The following is a 16,427-nucleotide window of genomic DNA, read 5'->3' on the forward strand; positions in this document are numbered from 1 at the left end:
ATCAATGGGATCCCCCGGCCAGGCCCGTCAGACCTCTTCGACGCTGCTCGGCTCGCGCCGGGACAGGTCGATACCGAGCTCCTCCGCCGCGCGGAAGACGTCCTCGTCGGTGTCGCGCATCTCGATGGACATGCCGTCCGAGGACAGCACCTCCACGTTGAGGCAGAGCGACTGCATTTCCTTGATGAGCACCTTGAAGGACTCGGGAATGCCCGGCTCGGGGATGTTCTCGCCCTTGACGATGGCCTCGTAGACCTTCACGCGGCCGGTCACGTCGTCGGACTTGATCGTCAGGAGTTCCTGGAGCGCGTAGGCGGCGCCGTACGCCTCAAGTGCCCACACCTCCATCTCACCGAAGCGCTGACCACCGAACTGCGCCTTACCACCCAGCGGCTGCTGCGTGATCATCGAGTACGGACCGGTCGAACGGGCGTGGAGCTTGTCGTCGACCAGGTGGTGCAGCTTGAGGATGTACATGTACCCGACCGAGATCGGGTCCGGGAACGGCTCGCCGGAGCGGCCGTCGAACAGACGAGCCTTACCGGTCGGGAGCACCATGCGCTCGCCGTCGCGGTTCGGGATCGTGTGCTGGAGCAGGCCGGCCAGCTCGTCCTCACGCGCACCGTCGAAGACGGGGGTGGCGACGTTGGTGCCGGGGGCGACCTGGTCGGCGCCGATCGCCTGGAGGCGCTGCGCCCACTCGTCCGCGAGGCCGGAGACGTCCCAGCCGCGACTGGCGAGCCAGCCGAGGTGGATCTCCAGGACCTGTCCCGGGTTCATTCGGGACGGGACACCCAGCGGGTTGAGGATGATGTCGACCGGGGTGCCGTCTTCGAGGAAGGGCATGTCCTCGATCGGGAGGATCTTGGAGATGACACCCTTGTTGCCGTGACGGCCGGCGAGCTTGTCACCGTCGGTGATCTTGCGCTTCTGGGCGACGTAGACGCGGACCAGCTGGTTCACGCCCGGAGGAAGCTCGTCGCCCTCCTCGCGGTCGAAGACGCGGACGCCGATGACCTTGCCGATCTCACCGTGGGGCACCTTCAGGGAGGTGTCACGGACCTCGCGCGCCTTCTCACCGAAGATCGCGCGGAGCAGGCGCTCCTCGGGGGTCAGCTCGGTCTCACCCTTGGGCGTGACCTTGCCGACGAGGATGTCGCCGGCGACGACGTCCGCACCGATGCGGATGATGCCGCGCTCGTCGAGGTCGGCGAGGACCTCCTCGGAGACGTTCGGGATGTCCCGGGTGATCTCCTCGGGGCCCAGCTTGGTGTCACGGGCGTCGACCTCGTGCTCCTCGATGTGGATCGAGGAGAGGACGTCGTCCTGCACGAGGCGCTGCGACAGGATGATCGCGTCCTCGTAGTTGTGACCCTCCCACGGCATGAACGCCACGAGCAGGTTCTTGCCGAGGGCCATCTCGCCCTCTTCGGTCGCCGGACCGTCGGCGAGGACCTGGGCCTCGATGATCCGGTCACCCTCGTTGACGATGACCTTCTGGTTGACCGAGGTGCCCTGGTTCGAGCGGGAGAACTTGGCGACGCGGTACGTGGTGTACGTGCCGTCGTCGTTGGCGACGGTGATGTAGTCGGCCGAGACCTCCTGGACGACACCGTCCTTCTCCGCCTTGATCGAGTCGCCGGCGTCGACCGCACAGCGGTACTCCATGCCGGTGCCGACGAGCGGGGCCTCCGCCTTGATGAGCGGAACGGCCTGGCGCATCATGTTCGCGCCCATGAGGGCACGGTTGGCGTCGTCGTGCTCGAGGAAGGGGATCATCGCGGTGGCGACGGACACCATCTGGCGCGGCGAGACGTCCATGTAGTCCACGTCGGACGGCTCGACGTAGTCGACCTCGCCCCCACGCTTGCGGACCAGGACGCGGTTCTCGGTGAAGCGCAGGTCGTCGTCCAGGCGGGCGTTCGCCTGGGCGATGACGAAGCGGTCTTCCTCGTCGGCGGTGACGTAGTCGACCTCGTCGGTGACCTGGCCGTCGACGACCTTGCGGTACGGGGTCTCGATGAAACCGAACGCGTTGACGCGACCGTAGGAGGCGAGCGAGCCGATCAGACCGATGTTCGGGCCTTCAGGGGTCTCGATCGGACACATGCGGCCGTAGTGCGACGGGTGCACGTCACGGACCTCGAAGCCGGCCCGCTCACGGGAGAGACCGCCGGGACCCAGGGCCGAGAGGCGACGCTTGTGCGTCAGACCCGACAGCGGGTTGTTCTGGTCCATGAACTGCGACAGCTGGCTGGTGCCGAAGAACTCCTTGATGGAGGCGACGACCGGCCGGATGTTGATCAGGGTCTGCGGCGTGATCGCCTCGACGTCCTGGGTGGTCATGCGCTCGCGCACGACGCGCTCCATACGAGCCAGACCCGTGCGGACCTGGTTCTGGATGAGCTCGCCGACGTTGCGCAGACGACGGTTGCCGAAGTGGTCGATGTCGTCGGTCTCGACGACGATGTTGCGACCCGACTCACCGATGGTCTCGGTCTCACCCGCGTGGAGCTTGACGAGGTACTTGATCGTCGCGATGACGTCGTCGGTGGTGAGCACACCGGCGTCGAGCGGCTCGTCGGCGCCGAGCTTCTTGTTCACCTTGTAGCGGCCGACCTTCGCGAGGTCGTAGCGCTTCGGGTTGAAGTAGAGGTTCTCGAGCAGCGTCTGAGCGGCCTCGCGGGTCGGCGGCTCGCCCGGGCGCAGCTTGCGGTAGATGTCGAGCAGCGCGTCGTCCTGGCCCTGGGTGTGGTCCTTCTCCAGGGTGGCGCGCATGGACTCGTACTCGCCGAACTCCTCGAGGATCTGCTCGGTGGTCCAGCCGAGAGCCTTCAGGAGGACGGTGACGGACTGCTTGCGCTTGCGGTCGATGCGGACGCCGACCATGTCGCGCTTGTCGACCTCCATCTCCAGCCAGGCACCCCGGGACGGGATGATCTTGGCGGAGAAGATGTCCTTGTCGGACGTCTTGTCGATGGAGGAGTCGAAGTAGACACCCGGAGAACGGACGAGCTGCGACACGACGACGCGCTCGGTGCCGTTGATGACGAAGGTGCCCTTGTTGGTCATGAGCGGGAAGTCGCCCATGAAGACCGTCTGAGACTTGATCTCACCGGTCTCGTTGTTCGTGAACTCGGCCGTGACGAAGAGCGGCGCCGCGTACGTGAAGTCGCGCTCCTTGCACTCGTCGACGGAGTTCTTCGCCGGCTCGAACCGGTGGTCGCGGAACGTCAGCGACATCGACCCGGAGAAGTCCTCGATCGGCGAGATCTCCTCGAAGATCTCTTCCAGACCGGACTTGGTGGGGACGTCCTGTCCACTCTCAAGCGCCGACTCGACGCGGGACTTCCAGGCGGCGTTGCCGAGCAGCCAGTCAAAGCTCTCGGTCTGCAGCGCCAGGAGGTTCGGAACCTCGAGGGGCTCCTTGATCTTTGCAAAGGAGATGCGCAGCGGGGCGGTGCTGGCACCGTTGTTCGTATTGGTCGAGGCGTTGCGCGAGGCGGCCAAGAGGGGGTCCTTCCGAGGGCTCGGACTCACTACGCGCGTACCGGTCCCAGCCGACACAGAAGACAAGGTGCTCCCGATCTGGCCAAAAGACCAGGTCAGAGGCGGTCAGTCAGATGTGCTCGAGCGTGGGCATGCCCCTGGCGACGGGCAGGGGGCAGCTAACAGGCAGCGCAAAGGGTCAGTGTAGCCACTCGGCTCACTGATGTCCAGACCAGGTTTCCGGAAACCGGCAACAGGCCCTTCCCTACCGTTGTTCAACCAACACGCTGCGGCTCTCGTACACAGAGCGCGTATCAGTACTGCCCTCTTCGTAGTCGATCCATGCCTCGGATCTCGGATCGAGCTGGCCGACCTCACGACGGGACTGAGAATTGCGCGCCGCTGGCCGTTCGTCAAGGCCCCGTGCTCCGAGCGGATCATCTCCGGACCCTGCTTCGGGACAACGAAGATCACCCTACTCCCCAACGAGACGAGGGCAAGTCAGGCACTGCGGGTACGCCAAAGGGCGACCACCCTTACGAGTGATCGCCCTTCGCAGAGGCCGTCAGGCGGCCTCAGAGGTGTTACTTGACCTCGACGCCCGCACCGGCGGCCTTGAGGGCCTCGGCGGCCTTGTCAGCGGCCTCCTTGTTGACCTTCTCGAGGACCGGCTTCGGGGTGCCGTCGACGAGGTCCTTGGCCTCCTTCAGACCCAGGGAGGTCAGCTCGCGCACGACCTTGATGACCTGGATCTTCTTGTCGCCCGCACCGGTGAGGATGACGTCGAACTCGTCCTTCTCCTCCTCGGCCTCGGCGGCGGGGCCGACACCGGCCGGGCCGGCAACGGCGACGGCCGCGGCGGCGGTGACGTCGAACTTCTCCTCGAAGGCCTTCACGAACTCGGAGAGCTCGATGAGGGTCATCTCCTCGAACTGGGCGAGGAGGTCGTCCTGAGAGAGCTTCGCCATGATGGGCGATCCTTCCACTAATTCGGCAGGTGCCGGATGTATATAGAGGCGGGCGTAACGGCCCGCTACGACCCGCGCACTAGGCGGCGCGGATCAGTGCGCGAGCCGAATTACTCGGCACCGCCCTGCTCGGCGAGCTTGACGCGAAGCGCTTCCGCGGTGCGGACGAACTTCGACGGCAGCGCCTGGAAGAGCGAGGCAGCCTGGGACTGCTTGCCCTTGAACGCGCCGGCCAGCTTGCTGAGCAGAACCTCGCGGGACTCGAGGTCCGCGAGCTTCTTGATCTCATCGGCGGTCAGCGCCTTGCCATCAAGGACACCGCCCTTGATGATGAGGTTCGGGTTTTCCTTGGCGAAGTCACGCAGAGCCTTCGCCGACTCCACCGGGTCACCGGTGATGAAGGCGGCCCCGGTCGGACCAGAGAACTGGTCGTCGAGCGAGGCGATCCCGGCCTGGTTGGCCGCAATCTTGGTCAGCGTGTTCTTCACCACGGCGTACTGGGCGTTCTCACCGAGCGAACGACGCAGCGTCTTGAGCTGCGCAACGGTGAGACCCCGGTACTCGGTCAGCACAACGGCGTTCGAGCTGCGGAACTTGTCCTCAAGCTCGGCTACGTCGGCAGCCTTGTCGGGCCTTGCCATAGAGCGTCGGCCTCCTTCCGGGTGATGAGGACCGCTCAGAAGGGGCATACACACAAAACGCCCCGGCGCAGGCGCCAGGGCGTAGCTCGACCGGAACGAATTCCGGGAACATTCCACAGTCACCTGCGCGGGTCGTCCGCAGTAGCGGATCCTTCGGCCACCGCCCCCTTGCAGGAACGGCAACGACCAGCGGTCTTTGGCTTCTGGGGAAGCGTACGCGAAGCATCCGTTGCAGAGCAAATCCGCCCGTACGGCGGATCCGCTCCACACGTCGTGCCTGGTCAGCCCTGCTGGCTGCCGGCGCCGGAGCCCTTCATCATCTCGGCGAGGTCCACGACCTGGTCGGCCGGCGGGGCGACGATCTCGACCGGCTTGTTGAAGTCGAGGAACTTGATCGTCGTGTCCAGCGGGCCCTTGGTGCCCTCGCCGCGGGTGCGGACCTGCTTGGTGTGGCCGGACTCGTCGATCCACATGTCGACGTTGAGGGTCTTGATGCCCTCGTCCTCCAGCTGCTTGAGGCTCTTCTCCCGGCGCTGCTTGGCCTCGGGGCCGGCGGTCGTGGCGAGGTCCGCGCGCATCTGCTCCGTGGTGACGCTCCCGGAGACGTGCGTGGTCTTCACGCCGTCGACGCTCTCCTCGCCGAGGTTCTTGAGGTCCTTGGCTCCCATCAGCTGCTCCGCGCGGTCGCCGGGGTTCTCGCCGGAGGTGTTCGCGGCGCCCTGCGCGCTCTCCAGCTTCTTCGCCTTCGCCTCGTCGAGGGCCTTCATGTCGAACTTCAGGAACTTGCCCTCGGAGCCCATGTACACGGCTCCGTCGAGCATGCGGATCTCCCCGGTGCCGCCCTCGGGGCCCTGGGCGGTGGCCTTCATCGACATCGCCGGGGTCGGCTTGAAGCGCATGGACACCTCGGCGGAGACCTTCTGGCCCCCGGTGGTGCCGGAGATGGTGTAGCGGGCGGAGGTGATCTCCTCCGACGTCTTCTTGGTCTTCTGCAGGAAGGCCGCCGGGGCCGCGTCCGCGGCGCCGCCCTTGCCCGCCCGGGATGCGGACGGGGAGGCCTGCACGGACGGCGCGGAGGCCGCCTTGCCGCCCTCGGCCTTCTTCCCGTCCTCGCACGCCGTCGTGGCCCCGCCCACGAGCAGTACGGCGGCCAGCGCGGCGCCTGCGGTCTTCTTGCGGTACGTCAGCATGGAGTCCCCACCCCTGGTGTTGATCGTTAACCGTACGACCATACGTTCCGCGCATGCTGAGCGCTCCCGGGATTCCGCTCAGCGGACGGATACCGGCCACCGCGCGCACGGAAGCGGGCCCCCCGCTCCCGAGGGAGCGAGGGGCCCGTTCAGCCACTCAGGCGAGCCGTGAGGCTCAGACAGCAGCCGGGTCTTCCTCGACGAGGAGGTTCCGGGTGCGGTTGGAGTCCAGCTGGATGCCGGGGCCCATCGTGGTGGCCAGGGCGGCCTTCTTGATGTAGCGGCCCTTGGCGGCGGACGGCTTCAGACGGATGATCTCGTCCAGAGCGGCCGCGTAGTTCTCGACCAGCTGCTCATCGGTGAAGGAGACCTTGCCGATGATGAAGTGCAGGTTCGAGTGCTTGTCGACGCGGAACTCGATCTTGCCACCCTTGATGTCGGTGACAGCCTTGGCCACGTCCATGGTGACGGTGCCGGTCTTCGGGTTCGGCATGAGACCACGCGGACCGAGCACGCGGCCGAGGCGGCCGACCTTGCCCATGAGGTCCGGGGTCGCCACGACGGCGTCGAACTCGTTGAGGCGGTTGCCCTTGGCGATCTCGTTGATCAGCTCGTCGTCGCCGACGATGTCGGCGCCGGCGGCTTCCGCGGCCGCAGCACGGTCACCGGTCGCGAAGACCAGGACCCGGGCGGTCTTGCCGGTGCCGTGCGGGAGGTTCACGGTGCCGCGGACCATCTGGTCGGCCTTGCGCGGGTCGACACCCAGGCGGAAGGCGACCTCGACGGTGGCGTCGAACTTGGTGGCGGAGGTCTCCTTGGCGAGACGGACGGCCTCGAGCGGGGCGTAGAGCTTGTCCCGGTCGACCTTGGCGTCCGCAGCGCGGAGAGTCTTGCTGCGCTTCACTTCTGCTCCTGTGTAAGTGCTTCAGGCATGGAGTCGTGGTGCGGACCAGCGCTTGGCCCTACCACTGGGGAACTGCGAGGGGCTGGATCAGCCCTCGACCGTGATACCCATCGAACGGGCGGTGCCGGCGATGATCTTCTCGGCGGCGTCGATGTCGTTCGCGTTGAGGTCGGGCATCTTGATCGTGGCGATCTCGCGGACCTGGTCACGCGTGAGCTTCGCGACCTTGGTCTTGTGCGGCTCGCCAGAGCCCTTCTCGATGCCGGCGCTCTTCAGGATGAGGCGCGCGGCCGGCGGGGTCTTGGTGATGAAGGTGAAGGAACGGTCCTCGTAGACCGTGATCTCCACCGGCACGACCATGCCACGCTGCGACTCGGTCGCGGCGTTGTAGGCCTTGCAGAACTCCATGATGTTGACGCCGTGCTGACCGAGCGCGGGGCCGACCGGCGGAGCCGGGTTGGCCGCACCGGCCTTGATCTGGAGCTTGATAAGCCCCGTGACCTTCTTCTTCTTGGGAGGCATTGCTCTCTCCGGGTCCTAGTGAGAGTTTTCAGCCGTCCTTCCGGTCATCCGGATGGAGGCATACCGCACCACGATAACGGGTATCGGTGCGGGGCTAAAAACCGAGCAGGTCAGACCGCCCTTTACGGGCTGGTCTGACCTGGTTCGGAAGCTTTGAATCCGGAAGATCAGTTCTTCTGGATCTGGTCGAAGCTGAGCTCGACCGGGGTCTCGCGGCCGAAGATCTCGACGAGGCCCTTGACCTTCTTCGAGTCCGGGTTGATCTCGTTGATCGTCGCCTGGAGCGTGGCGAACGGGCCGTCGGTGACGGTGACCGAGTCGCCGACCTCGAAGTCCAGGACCTCGATGGTGCGCTTGACGGCGGGCGCGGGCAGGCCGGCCTCTTCCGCGGCCTGCTTGGCGGCCTTCTCCTGCGCCTCGGGGGCGAGCATCTTGACGATCTCGTCGAGGGTCAGCGGGTACGGGTCGTACGCGTTGCCGACGAAGCCGGTGACACCAGGGGTGTTGCGGACGACGCCCCAGGACTCGTTCGTCAGATCCATGCGGACGAGAACGTAACCGGGCAGCTTGTTCTGCCGGACGTTCTTGCGCTCGCCGTTCTTGATCTGGACGATCTCTTCCTCGGGCACCTCGGCCTGGTAGATGAACTCCTCGACGTTCAGCGAGACGGCGCGCTGCTCCAGGTTGGCCTTCACGCGCTTCTCGTAGCCCGCGTAGGTGTGGATCACGTACCACTCGCCGGGCAGCAGGCGCAGCTCGTCGCGCAGGGCCTGGATGGGGTCGACGGGCTCGGCGGGCTCGGCCGGGGCGGCCTCCTCGACGTCCTCGACCTCGGCCTCGACGTCCTCGACGTCGGCCTCGATGTCGCCCTCGTCCTCGGCGTCCTCGTCGGCGTCAGCCTCGGCGTCGACCTCGTCCTCGACGTGCAGCGCGGCTTCCTCGGCGGCGATGCCGGCCTCGGCGTCGGCGAGCTCGACCTCGTCGGGGTCCACAGCGTCCGCCGCCTCGACGATGTCGAGCTCGTCCTCGACGGACTCGACGGAGTCGTGGCTCGCGTTCAGGTTCGGGTCAGACACGGTGGCTGCTTCTTCCTGGATACAAAAGGTGGTCGAACATGCGAAAAAAGGCGGCACCCATCAAGGCGCCGCCCTCCGCGGGGATCAGCCGAAGACGAACTTGATGGCTTCCTGGAACCCATAGTCAATCACGGTCACCAGACCGATCATGATGACGACGAAGACAATCACCACGGTGGTGTACGTCGTGAGCTGGTTGCGGGTGGGCCAGACGACCTTGCGGAGTTCCGCGACGATCTGGCGGTAGAAGAGCGCGAGGCGCCCGAAGGGGCCCTTCTTGCCGCGCTTGCCGCCCTTGCGGGTCTTCTTCTCGCGCGTGTCGCTGTCGGCGTCAGGCATGTCGATGGAGCCCAGGGCGTCCGTCACGTCTCTCACCTGAATCCGGGTCGTGGCCGTAGCCGCGCCCGGTTGCGCCGCACGGCGTTGCATCGAAGTACGTACCTGCGCACACATCCGAGAAGGAGTGTGGAGCAGGGCCGGAGGGACTCGAACCCCCAACCGCTGGTTTTGGAGACCAGTGCTCTACCAATTGAGCTACGACCCTTTGTTGCGTTCCCCAACCTACCGCATCCGGGCGAGTGCACGGAGTGCTCACGCTCTGGGGCGGCTGTTGAGGACCAACGACAGGTGAGTGTACGTGGTCCGGGCCCTGACGTCGAACAGAAGAGATCCGGACCTGCTCCGTCCGGTGACTGAAACGGTGTGCGGGGCCTCTCGGCGGTCTGGGACGATTGGCCTCATGACCTCTGCAACGCCTTCCTCCGAGCGCCGGGTGTCTGCCCGCATCGGCGCCATTTCCGAGTCCGCCACCCTCGCCGTCGACGCCAAGGCCAAGGCCCTCAAGGCCGCCGGGCGCCCGGTGATCGGCTTCGGCGCGGGCGAGCCCGACTTCCCGACGCCGGACTACATCGTCGAGGCGGCGGTCGAGGCCTGCCGCGACCCCAAGTTCCACCGCTACACGCCCGCCGGCGGCCTCCCCGAGCTGAAGAAGGCCATCGCCGCCAAGACGCTGCGCGACTCCGGCTACGAGGTCGACGCCTCCCAGGTCCTGGTGACCAACGGCGGCAAGCAGGCCATCTACGAGGCCTTCGCGGCGATCCTCGACCCGGGCGACGAGGTCATCGTCCCCGCCCCGTACTGGACCACCTACCCGGAGTCGATCCGCCTCGCCGGCGGCGTCCCGGTCGAGGTCGTGGCCGACGAGACCACCGGCTACCGCGTCTCCGTCGAGCAGCTGGAGGCCGCGCGCACCGAGCGCACCAAGGTCGTCCTGTTCGTCTCCCCCTCCAACCCGACCGGCGCGGTCTACAGCGAGGAGGACGCGAAGGCGATCGGCGAGTGGGCCGCCGAGCACGGCCTGTGGGTCCTCACCGACGAGATCTACGAGCACCTGGTCTACGGCGACGCGAAGTTCACCTCGCTGCCCGTGCTGGTCCCGGCCCTGCGCGACAAGTGCATCATCGTCAACGGCGTCGCCAAGACGTACGCCATGACCGGCTGGCGCGTGGGCTGGGTCATCGCCCCCCAGGACGTCATCAAGGCCGCGACCAACCTCCAGTCGCACGCCACCTCCAACGTCTCCAACGTGGCCCAGGTCGCCGCGCTGGCCGCCGTCTCGGGCGACCTGGACGCCGTCGCCGAGATGCGCAAGGCCTTCGACCGCCGCCGCCAGACGATGGTGAAGATGCTCAACGAGATCGACGGCGTCTTCTGCCCGACCCCCGAGGGCGCGTTCTACGCGTACCCGTCGGTCAAGGACCTGCTCGGCAAGGAGATCCGCGGCCGGCGCCCGCAGAGCTCGGTCGAGCTCGCCGCGCTGATCCTCGACGAGGTCGAGGTCGCGGTCGTCCCCGGCGAGGCCTTCGGCACCCCCGGCTACCTGCGCCTGTCCTACGCCCTGGGCGACGAGGACCTGGTCGAGGGCGTGTCCCGGATCCAGAAGCTCCTCGCGGAGGCCAAGGCCTAGGCCTCCGGCGGTTCCGCAGCACGGCCCGGAGCGGCGTCACCCCCTGGAGGGGCGGCGCCGCTCCGGCGCGTCCGGACCCCGCCGCTCGGGCGTCAGATTCATGTTCGGGCAACGTCCCGTTCAGGTAATCCGCTGCCAATCGGGTGAGCGATGCGGCAGGATCACCAGATGGAGCACGTACGCGATCTCACGCTTCTGCCGAAGGCCCACCTCCACCTGCACTTCACGGGCTCGATGCGCCCGTCGACCCTGCTGGAGCTCGCCGACAAGTACGGCGTCCGCCTCCCCGACGCCCTGACCGCCGGGGAGCCGCCCAAGCTGCGGGCCACCGACGAACGCGGCTGGTTCCGCTTCCAGCGGCTCTACGACGCCGCCCGCAACTGCCTGCGCGAACCCGAGGACATCCAGCGGCTGGTCCGCGAGGCGGCCGAGGAGGACGTCCGGGACGGCAGCGGCTGGCTGGAGATCCAGGTCGACCCCACCTCGTACGCGCCCCTGCTCGGCGGGATGATCCCGGCCGTCGAGGTCATCCTCGACGCCGTCGACAGCGCCTCCCGCGAGACCGGGCTCGGCATGCGGGTGCTGATCGCCGCGAACCGCATGAAGCACCCCCTCGACGCCCGCACCCTGGCCCGGCTGGCCGTCCGCTACGCCGACCGCGGCATCGTCGGCTTCGGGCTCTCCAACGACGAGCGCCGCGGCATGGCCCGGGACTTCGACCGCGCCTTCGCCATCGCCCGCGAGGGCGGCCTCCTCGCGGCCCCGCACGGCGGCGAGCTGACCGGTCCCTCCTCCGTCCGCGACTGCCTCGACGACCTGCACGCCTCCCGCATCGGGCACGGCGTCCGCGCCGCCGAGGACCCCCGGCTGCTGAAGCGGCTCGCCGACCGGCAGGTCACCTGCGAGGTCTGCCCGGCCTCCAACGTCGCCCTCGGCGTGTACGAGCGGCCCGAGGACGTGCCGCTGCGCACCCTCTTCGAGGCCGGGGTGCCGATGGCGCTGGGCGCGGACGACCCGCTGCTCTTCGGGTCCCGGCTCGCCGCCCAGTACGAGATCGCCCGCCGCCACCACGCCTTCACGGACGCGGAACTGGCCGAGCTGGCCCGTCAGTCGGTGCGGGGTTCGGCGGCGCCGGAGGAGGTCAAGGCGAAGCTGCTGGACGGGGTCGAGCACTGGCTGGCCGGGTGAGCCGCAGGTCTCCCTCGTGGCAGTCGGCCCGTACCCGGTGACCGTCGGGGAAGCCTATTTCCAGCTCGGTGCGCCCCTGCTCGGGCAGCGCGAACTCGGCGACCGATTCGACGGTCTGCCCGAGGTGGCGCAGGAAGGGGTGTTCGCCGAGGTCCTCCCCGACCTCGATCCGGCCCCACTCCCCCAGGTCGTACGGCTCGTGCGGCTCGGCGCACTCGACGATGAGGCACTGGTCGGACCCGGTCGTGATGCGCGTGCAGTCGCCGACGCTGTCGATCAGCCAGACGTCGAGGGGCGCCTCGGAGCGCTCGCCTTCGCAGATGTGCCAGGACGCGACGACCCTGCGGATCTCGCGCCCCACCAGCCGTGTGGGGTCCGTACCGGCCCCGTGCAGGGGGCAGTGCATGTCAGAGGTCGACGCCGACCGTCACCGGCTCGTTGACGAGGGTGACGCCGAAGGCCGCGTGGACGCCCGCGACGACCTCGCGGGCGAGGGTCAGCAGGTCCTCGGTGGTGGCCGCGCCCCGGTTGGTGAGGGCGAGGGTGTGCTTGGTGGAGATGCGGGCGGGGCCGCTGCCGTAGCCCTTGGTGAAGCCGGCCTTGTCGATCAGCCAGGCCGCACTGGTCTTCGTACGGCCCTCGCCGGCCGGGTAGGCGGGCGGGGCGGTGTCGGCGCCGAGGCGGTCCCGGACGCGGCCCAGGAAGGCCGCGTAGGCCTCGTCGCTCAGGATCGGGTTGTGGAAGAAGGAGCCGGCCGACCAGGTGTCGTGGTCGGCGGGGTCCAGGACCATGCCCTTGCCTGCGCGCAGGCGCAGGACGGTCTCCCGGGCGAGGGCGGCCGGTACGCGGTCGCCGGCCTCCACGCCGAGGGCGCGGGCCGTCTCGGGGTACTTGATCGGGGCGGAGAGGCCGCCCGCGTCCTCCAGGGCGAAGCGGACGCGCAGGACGACGTAGCGGTCGGGCTGGTCCTTGAAGGTGCTGTTGCGGTACCGGAAGGCGCATTCGGCGGCGGTCAGGGTGACCGTCTCGCCGGTGGTGCGGTCGTAGGCGACGACCTCGGTGATGGTGTCGCAGACCTCCTGGCCGTACGCGCCCACGTTCTGGATCGGGGTGGCGCCGGCCGAGCCGGGGATCCCGGCGAGGCACTCGATGCCGGCGAGCCCGGCCTCGACGGTACGGGCGACGGCGTCGCTCCAGTTCTCGCCCGCGGCGAGCTCCAGGGTGGTGCCGTCCAGGGTGAAGCCGGTGGTGGCGATGCGCAGGGCGGTTCCGGCGAAGCCCTGGTCGCCGATGACCAGGTTGCTGCCGCCGCCGATGACCAGGAGCGGGGTGCCGCTCTCGTCCGCGGCGCGCACGGTTTCGACCACTTCGGCGTCGGTGGTCGCGGTGACCAGCCGGGCCGCGGGGCCGCCGAGGCGGAAGGTGGTCAGCGGGGCGAGGGGGGCGTCGTGGAGTTCCTGCACGTGGACAAGAGTACGGTCCGTCCCCCTCGCATCCCGGCGGGGCACTCAGTAGCCCTGTTTCTGCTCCGCCAGTCGGCGCTCCGCCTCGGCCCAGGTGACGGGGAGGCCGGAGGCCGGCACGGTCCAGAAGGTGAAGGCGGATTCCTTCGTGTACGCGGCGGCGGCGCGGGCGCTGGAGCGGTGCGGCTCGCTGCGGGCGAAGCGGTGGAGCGCGTCCCGGTCCTCCCAGGCGGAGAGGGTGAGGAAGGTCCGGCCGAGGACGCGGGCCCTCAGGGCCGCGCCGTGGGCGCCGGGGGCCTTGCGGATCTGGCCGATGATGCCGGGTGCCTTCAGGAAGAACCTGACGGCGCCGAGGAGGGTGGTGGTCTCGAAGCGGGAGGCCATGACGTAGACCTCGGCGTCGGGAGCGGCCTGGGTGGGCGTGAGCCAGGGGATGTCGGGCATGACGGGTCTCCTTCGGTGGCGGCGGGGCGGGGCGGGATCAGCCGATGCGGGCGGGTGCCGGGGCCGGGCCGGTGGCGGGCGCGGGGGCGGGGGCGTTGCGGGTCCGGCCGGGGACCAGCAGGGCGAGGAGGGCGGCCAGGGCGACCGCGGCCGCGCCGATCCACAGGGCGGGGACGGTCCCGTCGGTGAAGGCCTGCGGGGTCTCGTAGCCGCCCCGGGCGGCGAAGACGGAGGCGAGGACGGCCACTCCGAGGGCGCCGCCGACCTCCCGGAGGGCGCTGTTGGTGCCGGAGGCCCTGCCCTGGTCGGCGGGGGCGACGGTGGACATGAGGACGTGACTGGCGGGAGCGAAGTAGAGGGACATCCCGATCCCGCTGAGGACGAGTGCCGGGAGCTGCGCGGCGTACGTGACGTCCGGGCTCAGGACGAGGGCGAACCAGCCGAGGCCGAGCGCCTGGAGCGCCAGCCCGGCGGCGACGACGGGACGGCCGCCGATCCGGTCGGACAGCATCCCCGCGAGCGGGGCGACCACGATCCCCATCCCGGTCCAGGGCAGCATCCGCAGGCCGGCCTCGGTGGGCGAGTAGCCGGCGACGCCCTGGAGGAACTGGCTGAGCAGGAAGATCGACCCGAACATGCCGAGGTACATCAGCAGGCTGGCGAAGTTGATCCCGAAGAAGCCGCGGTGGCGGAAGAGCCGCATGGGGAGCATGGGGTCGGCGTTGCGGAAGCCGTGGTGGACGAAACCGCCGACGAGGGCGCTGCCCGCGATCAGGCCGGTGAGGACGGGGGCGCTGGTCCAGCCGTGGGCGTTGGCGTTGACCAGGCCGTAGACGATGCCGAACAGGCCGCCGCTGATGAGCAGGGTGCCGGGGACGTCGAGGCGGGCGTTCGGGGCGGTGGACTCGGCGAGGCGCAGCCGGGCGAGCGGGATCAGGGCGAGCCCGACGGGCACGTTCAGCCAGAAGATCCACTGCCAGGAGATGTGCTCGGTGAGGCTGCCTCCGATCAGGGGGCCGCTGGCGACGGCGAGGCCGCTCACGGCCCCGTAGATCCCGAGGGCCATGCCGCGGCGGGCCGCCGGGACGGCGGCGGTGAGCAGGGTGAGGCTGAGCGGCATCATGACCGCGGCCCCTGCGCCCTGGACGGCTCGGGCGGCGATGAGCTGGTCGATGCCGGGCGAGAGGGCGGCAGCGGCGGAGGCGCCGGTGAAGACGGCGAGACCGGCGATGAACAGCCGCCGCCGGCCGAACCGGTCCCCGAGGGCGGAGCCGAACATCAGGAGGACGGCGAAGGTGAGCGTGTAGGCGTTCACCGTCCACTCCAGGTCCTCCAGCCTGCCGCCGAGGTCGGCGCGGATGGCAGGGAGGGCGGTGGTGACGACGAGGTTGTCGAGGGCGGCCATGAAGCCGGCGGCCCCGGTGAGGACGAGGGCCCAGACCGCGGGCCCCTGGAGTTTCTGCTGGGTCATGCTTCCCCCTGAGTAGTTTTGTTAGTTATTGCTGACTAACTTCTGCGGACAGAGGAGTGCGGCGACACGAGGCCGCACGGCCGCGCACGGCCCGCCCGAGCCCCAGCGCCCCACACCTCGTGCCTCACACCTCGTGCCTCACACCGCCGGACAGCCGCCCATGACGCCGCCCACGGAGCCGGCCGCCTTGTCGACGCCGTCCCCGAACCCGTCCCAGATCCGGTGCCCCGACGGGAACCCCATGGCGGACAGGGTGTTGATGAGCATCCCCTGCGCCATGAAGGCCGTGGTTTCCCGGACGTCTCCGAGCGGGATCCCGACGGTGTCCCACAGCTCCAGCCAGCCGGCCCGTACGAGCTCGCCGAGCTCACGGTCGCCCGCGGCCTCGGCGGCGGCCACGGTGACGTACATCTGGAGCTGCATCTGCAGCATCGCCGGATCCTCGGCGATGAGCCGGATGTACGCCTCCCCCATGGCATCCCGCGCCTCGTCCCCGCTCAGGCCTTCGGCGGCTTCGGCGAAGACCTTGCGGGTGTGCTCCAGGCAGCGGCCGGCCGCGGCCAGGAAGATCGCCTTCTTGCCGGGGAAGAGCCGGAACAGGTACGGCTGCGAAACCCCGACCCGCTTGGCGATCGCCTCGGTGGAGGTCCCGTAGTACCCGCCGCGGGCGAACTCCTGCACCGCCGCACGAATGACGCTCTCGCGCCGCTCTTCCGCACTCATCCTTGCCATGGTTGTAAGTTAGTACTCAATCACTAACTTGGTCAAGGGGTGGGCGGGGCGGGGTTTCGGGGGGCCGGGCGCCGGGCGGGCGGGGCGGGGAAGAAAAGGGGCCTACAGGCCTCCTGCGCACATGTGACCAGCCCAGGACGGCGGCCGGACGCCGAGACGGGAGAAGCGCGTAGCGATCAGATGCGTCTGGGTGGTCCGCAGGCCGTCCTGATCGACTTTTCGTGCAGGTAGCCGCGCCCCTGGCCCGGAATCACGGATCTGGGGCTCGGATGCCCGGCGGGCCGGGGCCCGGCCCCTCGCTCGTCGCTGACGGGCCCGTCCCTCCAGCCTCTGCCCGGTGACCGTTTCTTTGGGGGTTTCCCGGCAGTCTTTC

Annotated in this window: 15 protein-coding genes and 1 tRNA gene; 2 read left to right on the top strand and 14 right to left on the bottom strand. The window is 68.8% G+C overall.

The annotated features are described in order from the left end of the window. Positions 1–27: 27 nt before the first annotated feature. From rpoB to ACIPW5_RS21540, 9 genes are all read right to left on the bottom strand, one after another. On the bottom strand, positions 28–3,510 hold the full coding sequence (rpoB, locus tag ACIPW5_RS21500; RefSeq protein WP_401247088.1) for a DNA-directed RNA polymerase subunit beta: 3,483 nt from the start codon (positions 3,508–3,510) through the stop codon (positions 28–30). Between the two features lie 563 nt (positions 3,511–4,073). Beyond that, positions 4,074–4,457 carry a 50S ribosomal protein L7/L12 gene (gene rplL / locus ACIPW5_RS21505; protein ID WP_266574554.1) on the bottom strand — a complete coding sequence of 128 codons (384 nt, stop codon included), beginning with the start codon at positions 4,455–4,457 and terminating at the stop codon, positions 4,074–4,076. A 110-nt stretch (positions 4,458–4,567) separates the two neighbouring features. Then, positions 4,568–5,098: a 50S ribosomal protein L10 gene (rplJ, locus tag ACIPW5_RS21510; RefSeq protein WP_401247090.1), complete on the bottom strand. Its 531-nt coding sequence runs from the start codon at positions 5,096–5,098 to the stop codon at positions 4,568–4,570. Between the two features lie 281 nt (positions 5,099–5,379). Further along, positions 5,380–6,288, bottom strand: coding sequence for a hypothetical protein (locus ACIPW5_RS21515; protein ID WP_401247093.1), 909 nt, complete (start codon positions 6,286–6,288; stop codon positions 5,380–5,382). Between the two features lie 175 nt (positions 6,289–6,463). Further along, positions 6,464–7,192: a 50S ribosomal protein L1 gene (gene rplA / locus ACIPW5_RS21520; protein WP_401247095.1), complete on the bottom strand. Its 729-nt coding sequence runs from the start codon at positions 7,190–7,192 to the stop codon at positions 6,464–6,466. 87 nt (positions 7,193–7,279) lie between these two features. Then, the gene (gene rplK / locus ACIPW5_RS21525; RefSeq protein ID WP_007265885.1) at positions 7,280–7,714 is read right to left on the bottom strand and encodes a 50S ribosomal protein L11; all 435 of its coding nucleotides are present in this window, start codon (positions 7,712–7,714) and stop codon (positions 7,280–7,282) included. A 167-nt stretch (positions 7,715–7,881) separates the two neighbouring features. After that, positions 7,882–8,790 carry a transcription termination/antitermination protein NusG gene (gene nusG / locus ACIPW5_RS21530; RefSeq protein WP_401247098.1) on the bottom strand — a complete coding sequence of 303 codons (909 nt, stop codon included), beginning with the start codon at positions 8,788–8,790 and terminating at the stop codon, positions 7,882–7,884. Between the two features lie 84 nt (positions 8,791–8,874). Then, entirely contained in the window at positions 8,875–9,156 is a 282-nt protein-coding gene (secE, locus tag ACIPW5_RS21535) for a preprotein translocase subunit SecE (protein WP_401247099.1), read from the bottom strand. A 105-nt stretch (positions 9,157–9,261) separates the two neighbouring features. Continuing rightward, positions 9,262–9,334, bottom strand: a tRNA-Trp gene (locus tag ACIPW5_RS21540). A 195-nt stretch (positions 9,335–9,529) separates the two neighbouring features. Between ACIPW5_RS21540 and ACIPW5_RS21545 the strand changes: the two genes are divergently transcribed. After that, complete coding sequence (locus ACIPW5_RS21545) at positions 9,530–10,756, top strand: pyridoxal phosphate-dependent aminotransferase (protein WP_401247102.1); 1,227 nt, start codon at positions 9,530–9,532, stop codon at positions 10,754–10,756. Between the two features lie 168 nt (positions 10,757–10,924). Continuing rightward, on the top strand, positions 10,925–11,944 hold the full coding sequence (locus ACIPW5_RS21550) for an adenosine deaminase (RefSeq protein ID WP_401247105.1): 1,020 nt from the start codon (positions 10,925–10,927) through the stop codon (positions 11,942–11,944). On the opposite strand, the gene ACIPW5_RS21555 is transcribed toward ACIPW5_RS21550, so the two are convergent. The 5 genes from ACIPW5_RS21555 to ACIPW5_RS21575 all read right to left on the bottom strand — a co-directional run bounded on the left by ACIPW5_RS21555 (position 11,898) and on the right by ACIPW5_RS21575 (position 16,054). Continuing rightward, on the bottom strand, positions 11,898–12,350 hold the full coding sequence (locus ACIPW5_RS21555) for a hypothetical protein (protein ID WP_401247107.1): 453 nt from the start codon (positions 12,348–12,350) through the stop codon (positions 11,898–11,900). The genes ACIPW5_RS21550 and ACIPW5_RS21555 overlap by 47 nt on opposite strands. Before the next feature lies 1 nt (position 12,351). Further along, positions 12,352–13,452, bottom strand: coding sequence for a UDP-N-acetylmuramate dehydrogenase (locus ACIPW5_RS21560; RefSeq protein WP_401247109.1), 1,101 nt, complete (start codon positions 13,450–13,452; stop codon positions 12,352–12,354). Continuing rightward, a complete protein-coding gene (locus ACIPW5_RS21565; protein WP_401247112.1) occupies positions 13,453–13,851 on the bottom strand; it encodes a DUF3291 domain-containing protein in 399 nt (132 codons plus the stop codon). It lies immediately after the preceding gene. Between the two features lie 37 nt (positions 13,852–13,888). Next, complete coding sequence (locus tag ACIPW5_RS21570) at positions 13,889–15,322, bottom strand: MFS transporter (RefSeq protein WP_401247114.1); 1,434 nt, start codon at positions 15,320–15,322, stop codon at positions 13,889–13,891. A gap of 138 nt (positions 15,323–15,460) precedes the next feature. Then, positions 15,461–16,054, bottom strand: a complete 594-nt coding sequence (locus ACIPW5_RS21575; protein WP_401247116.1) for a TetR/AcrR family transcriptional regulator — start codon at positions 16,052–16,054, stop codon at positions 15,461–15,463. Positions 16,055–16,427: the final 373 nt, after the last annotated feature.

It is taken from the genome of Streptomyces sp. NPDC090077, from assembly GCF_044747545.1.
In the GTDB taxonomy this organism is placed as follows: Bacteria; Actinomycetota; Actinomycetes; order Streptomycetales; family Streptomycetaceae; genus Streptomyces.

Excerpts from the sequence above, each read along its gene's own strand:
- ACIPW5_RS21545 (WP_401247102.1), top strand. The coding sequence starts at position 9,530 with ATGACCTCTGCAACGCCTTCCTCCGAGCGCCGGGTGTCTGCCCGCATC.
- rplJ (WP_401247090.1), bottom strand. The coding sequence starts at position 5,098 with ATGGCAAGGCCCGACAAGGCTGCCGACGTAGCCGAGCTTGAGGACAAG.
- ACIPW5_RS21570 (WP_401247114.1), bottom strand. The coding sequence starts at position 15,322 with ATGACCCAGCAGAAACTCCAGGGGCCCGCGGTCTGGGCCCTCGTCCTC.
- ACIPW5_RS21550 (WP_401247105.1), top strand. The coding sequence starts at position 10,925 with ATGGAGCACGTACGCGATCTCACGCTTCTGCCGAAGGCCCACCTCCAC.
- ACIPW5_RS21555 (WP_401247107.1), bottom strand. The coding sequence starts at position 12,350 with ATGCACTGCCCCCTGCACGGGGCCGGTACGGACCCCACACGGCTGGTG.
- rplL (WP_266574554.1), bottom strand. The coding sequence starts at position 4,457 with ATGGCGAAGCTCTCTCAGGACGACCTCCTCGCCCAGTTCGAGGAGATG.
- rplK (WP_007265885.1), bottom strand. The coding sequence starts at position 7,714 with ATGCCTCCCAAGAAGAAGAAGGTCACGGGGCTTATCAAGCTCCAGATC.
- ACIPW5_RS21575 (WP_401247116.1), bottom strand. The coding sequence starts at position 16,054 with ATGGCAAGGATGAGTGCGGAAGAGCGGCGCGAGAGCGTCATTCGTGCG.
- ACIPW5_RS21565 (WP_401247112.1), bottom strand. The coding sequence starts at position 13,851 with ATGCCCGACATCCCCTGGCTCACGCCCACCCAGGCCGCTCCCGACGCC.
- ACIPW5_RS21515 (WP_401247093.1), bottom strand. The coding sequence starts at position 6,288 with ATGCTGACGTACCGCAAGAAGACCGCAGGCGCCGCGCTGGCCGCCGTA.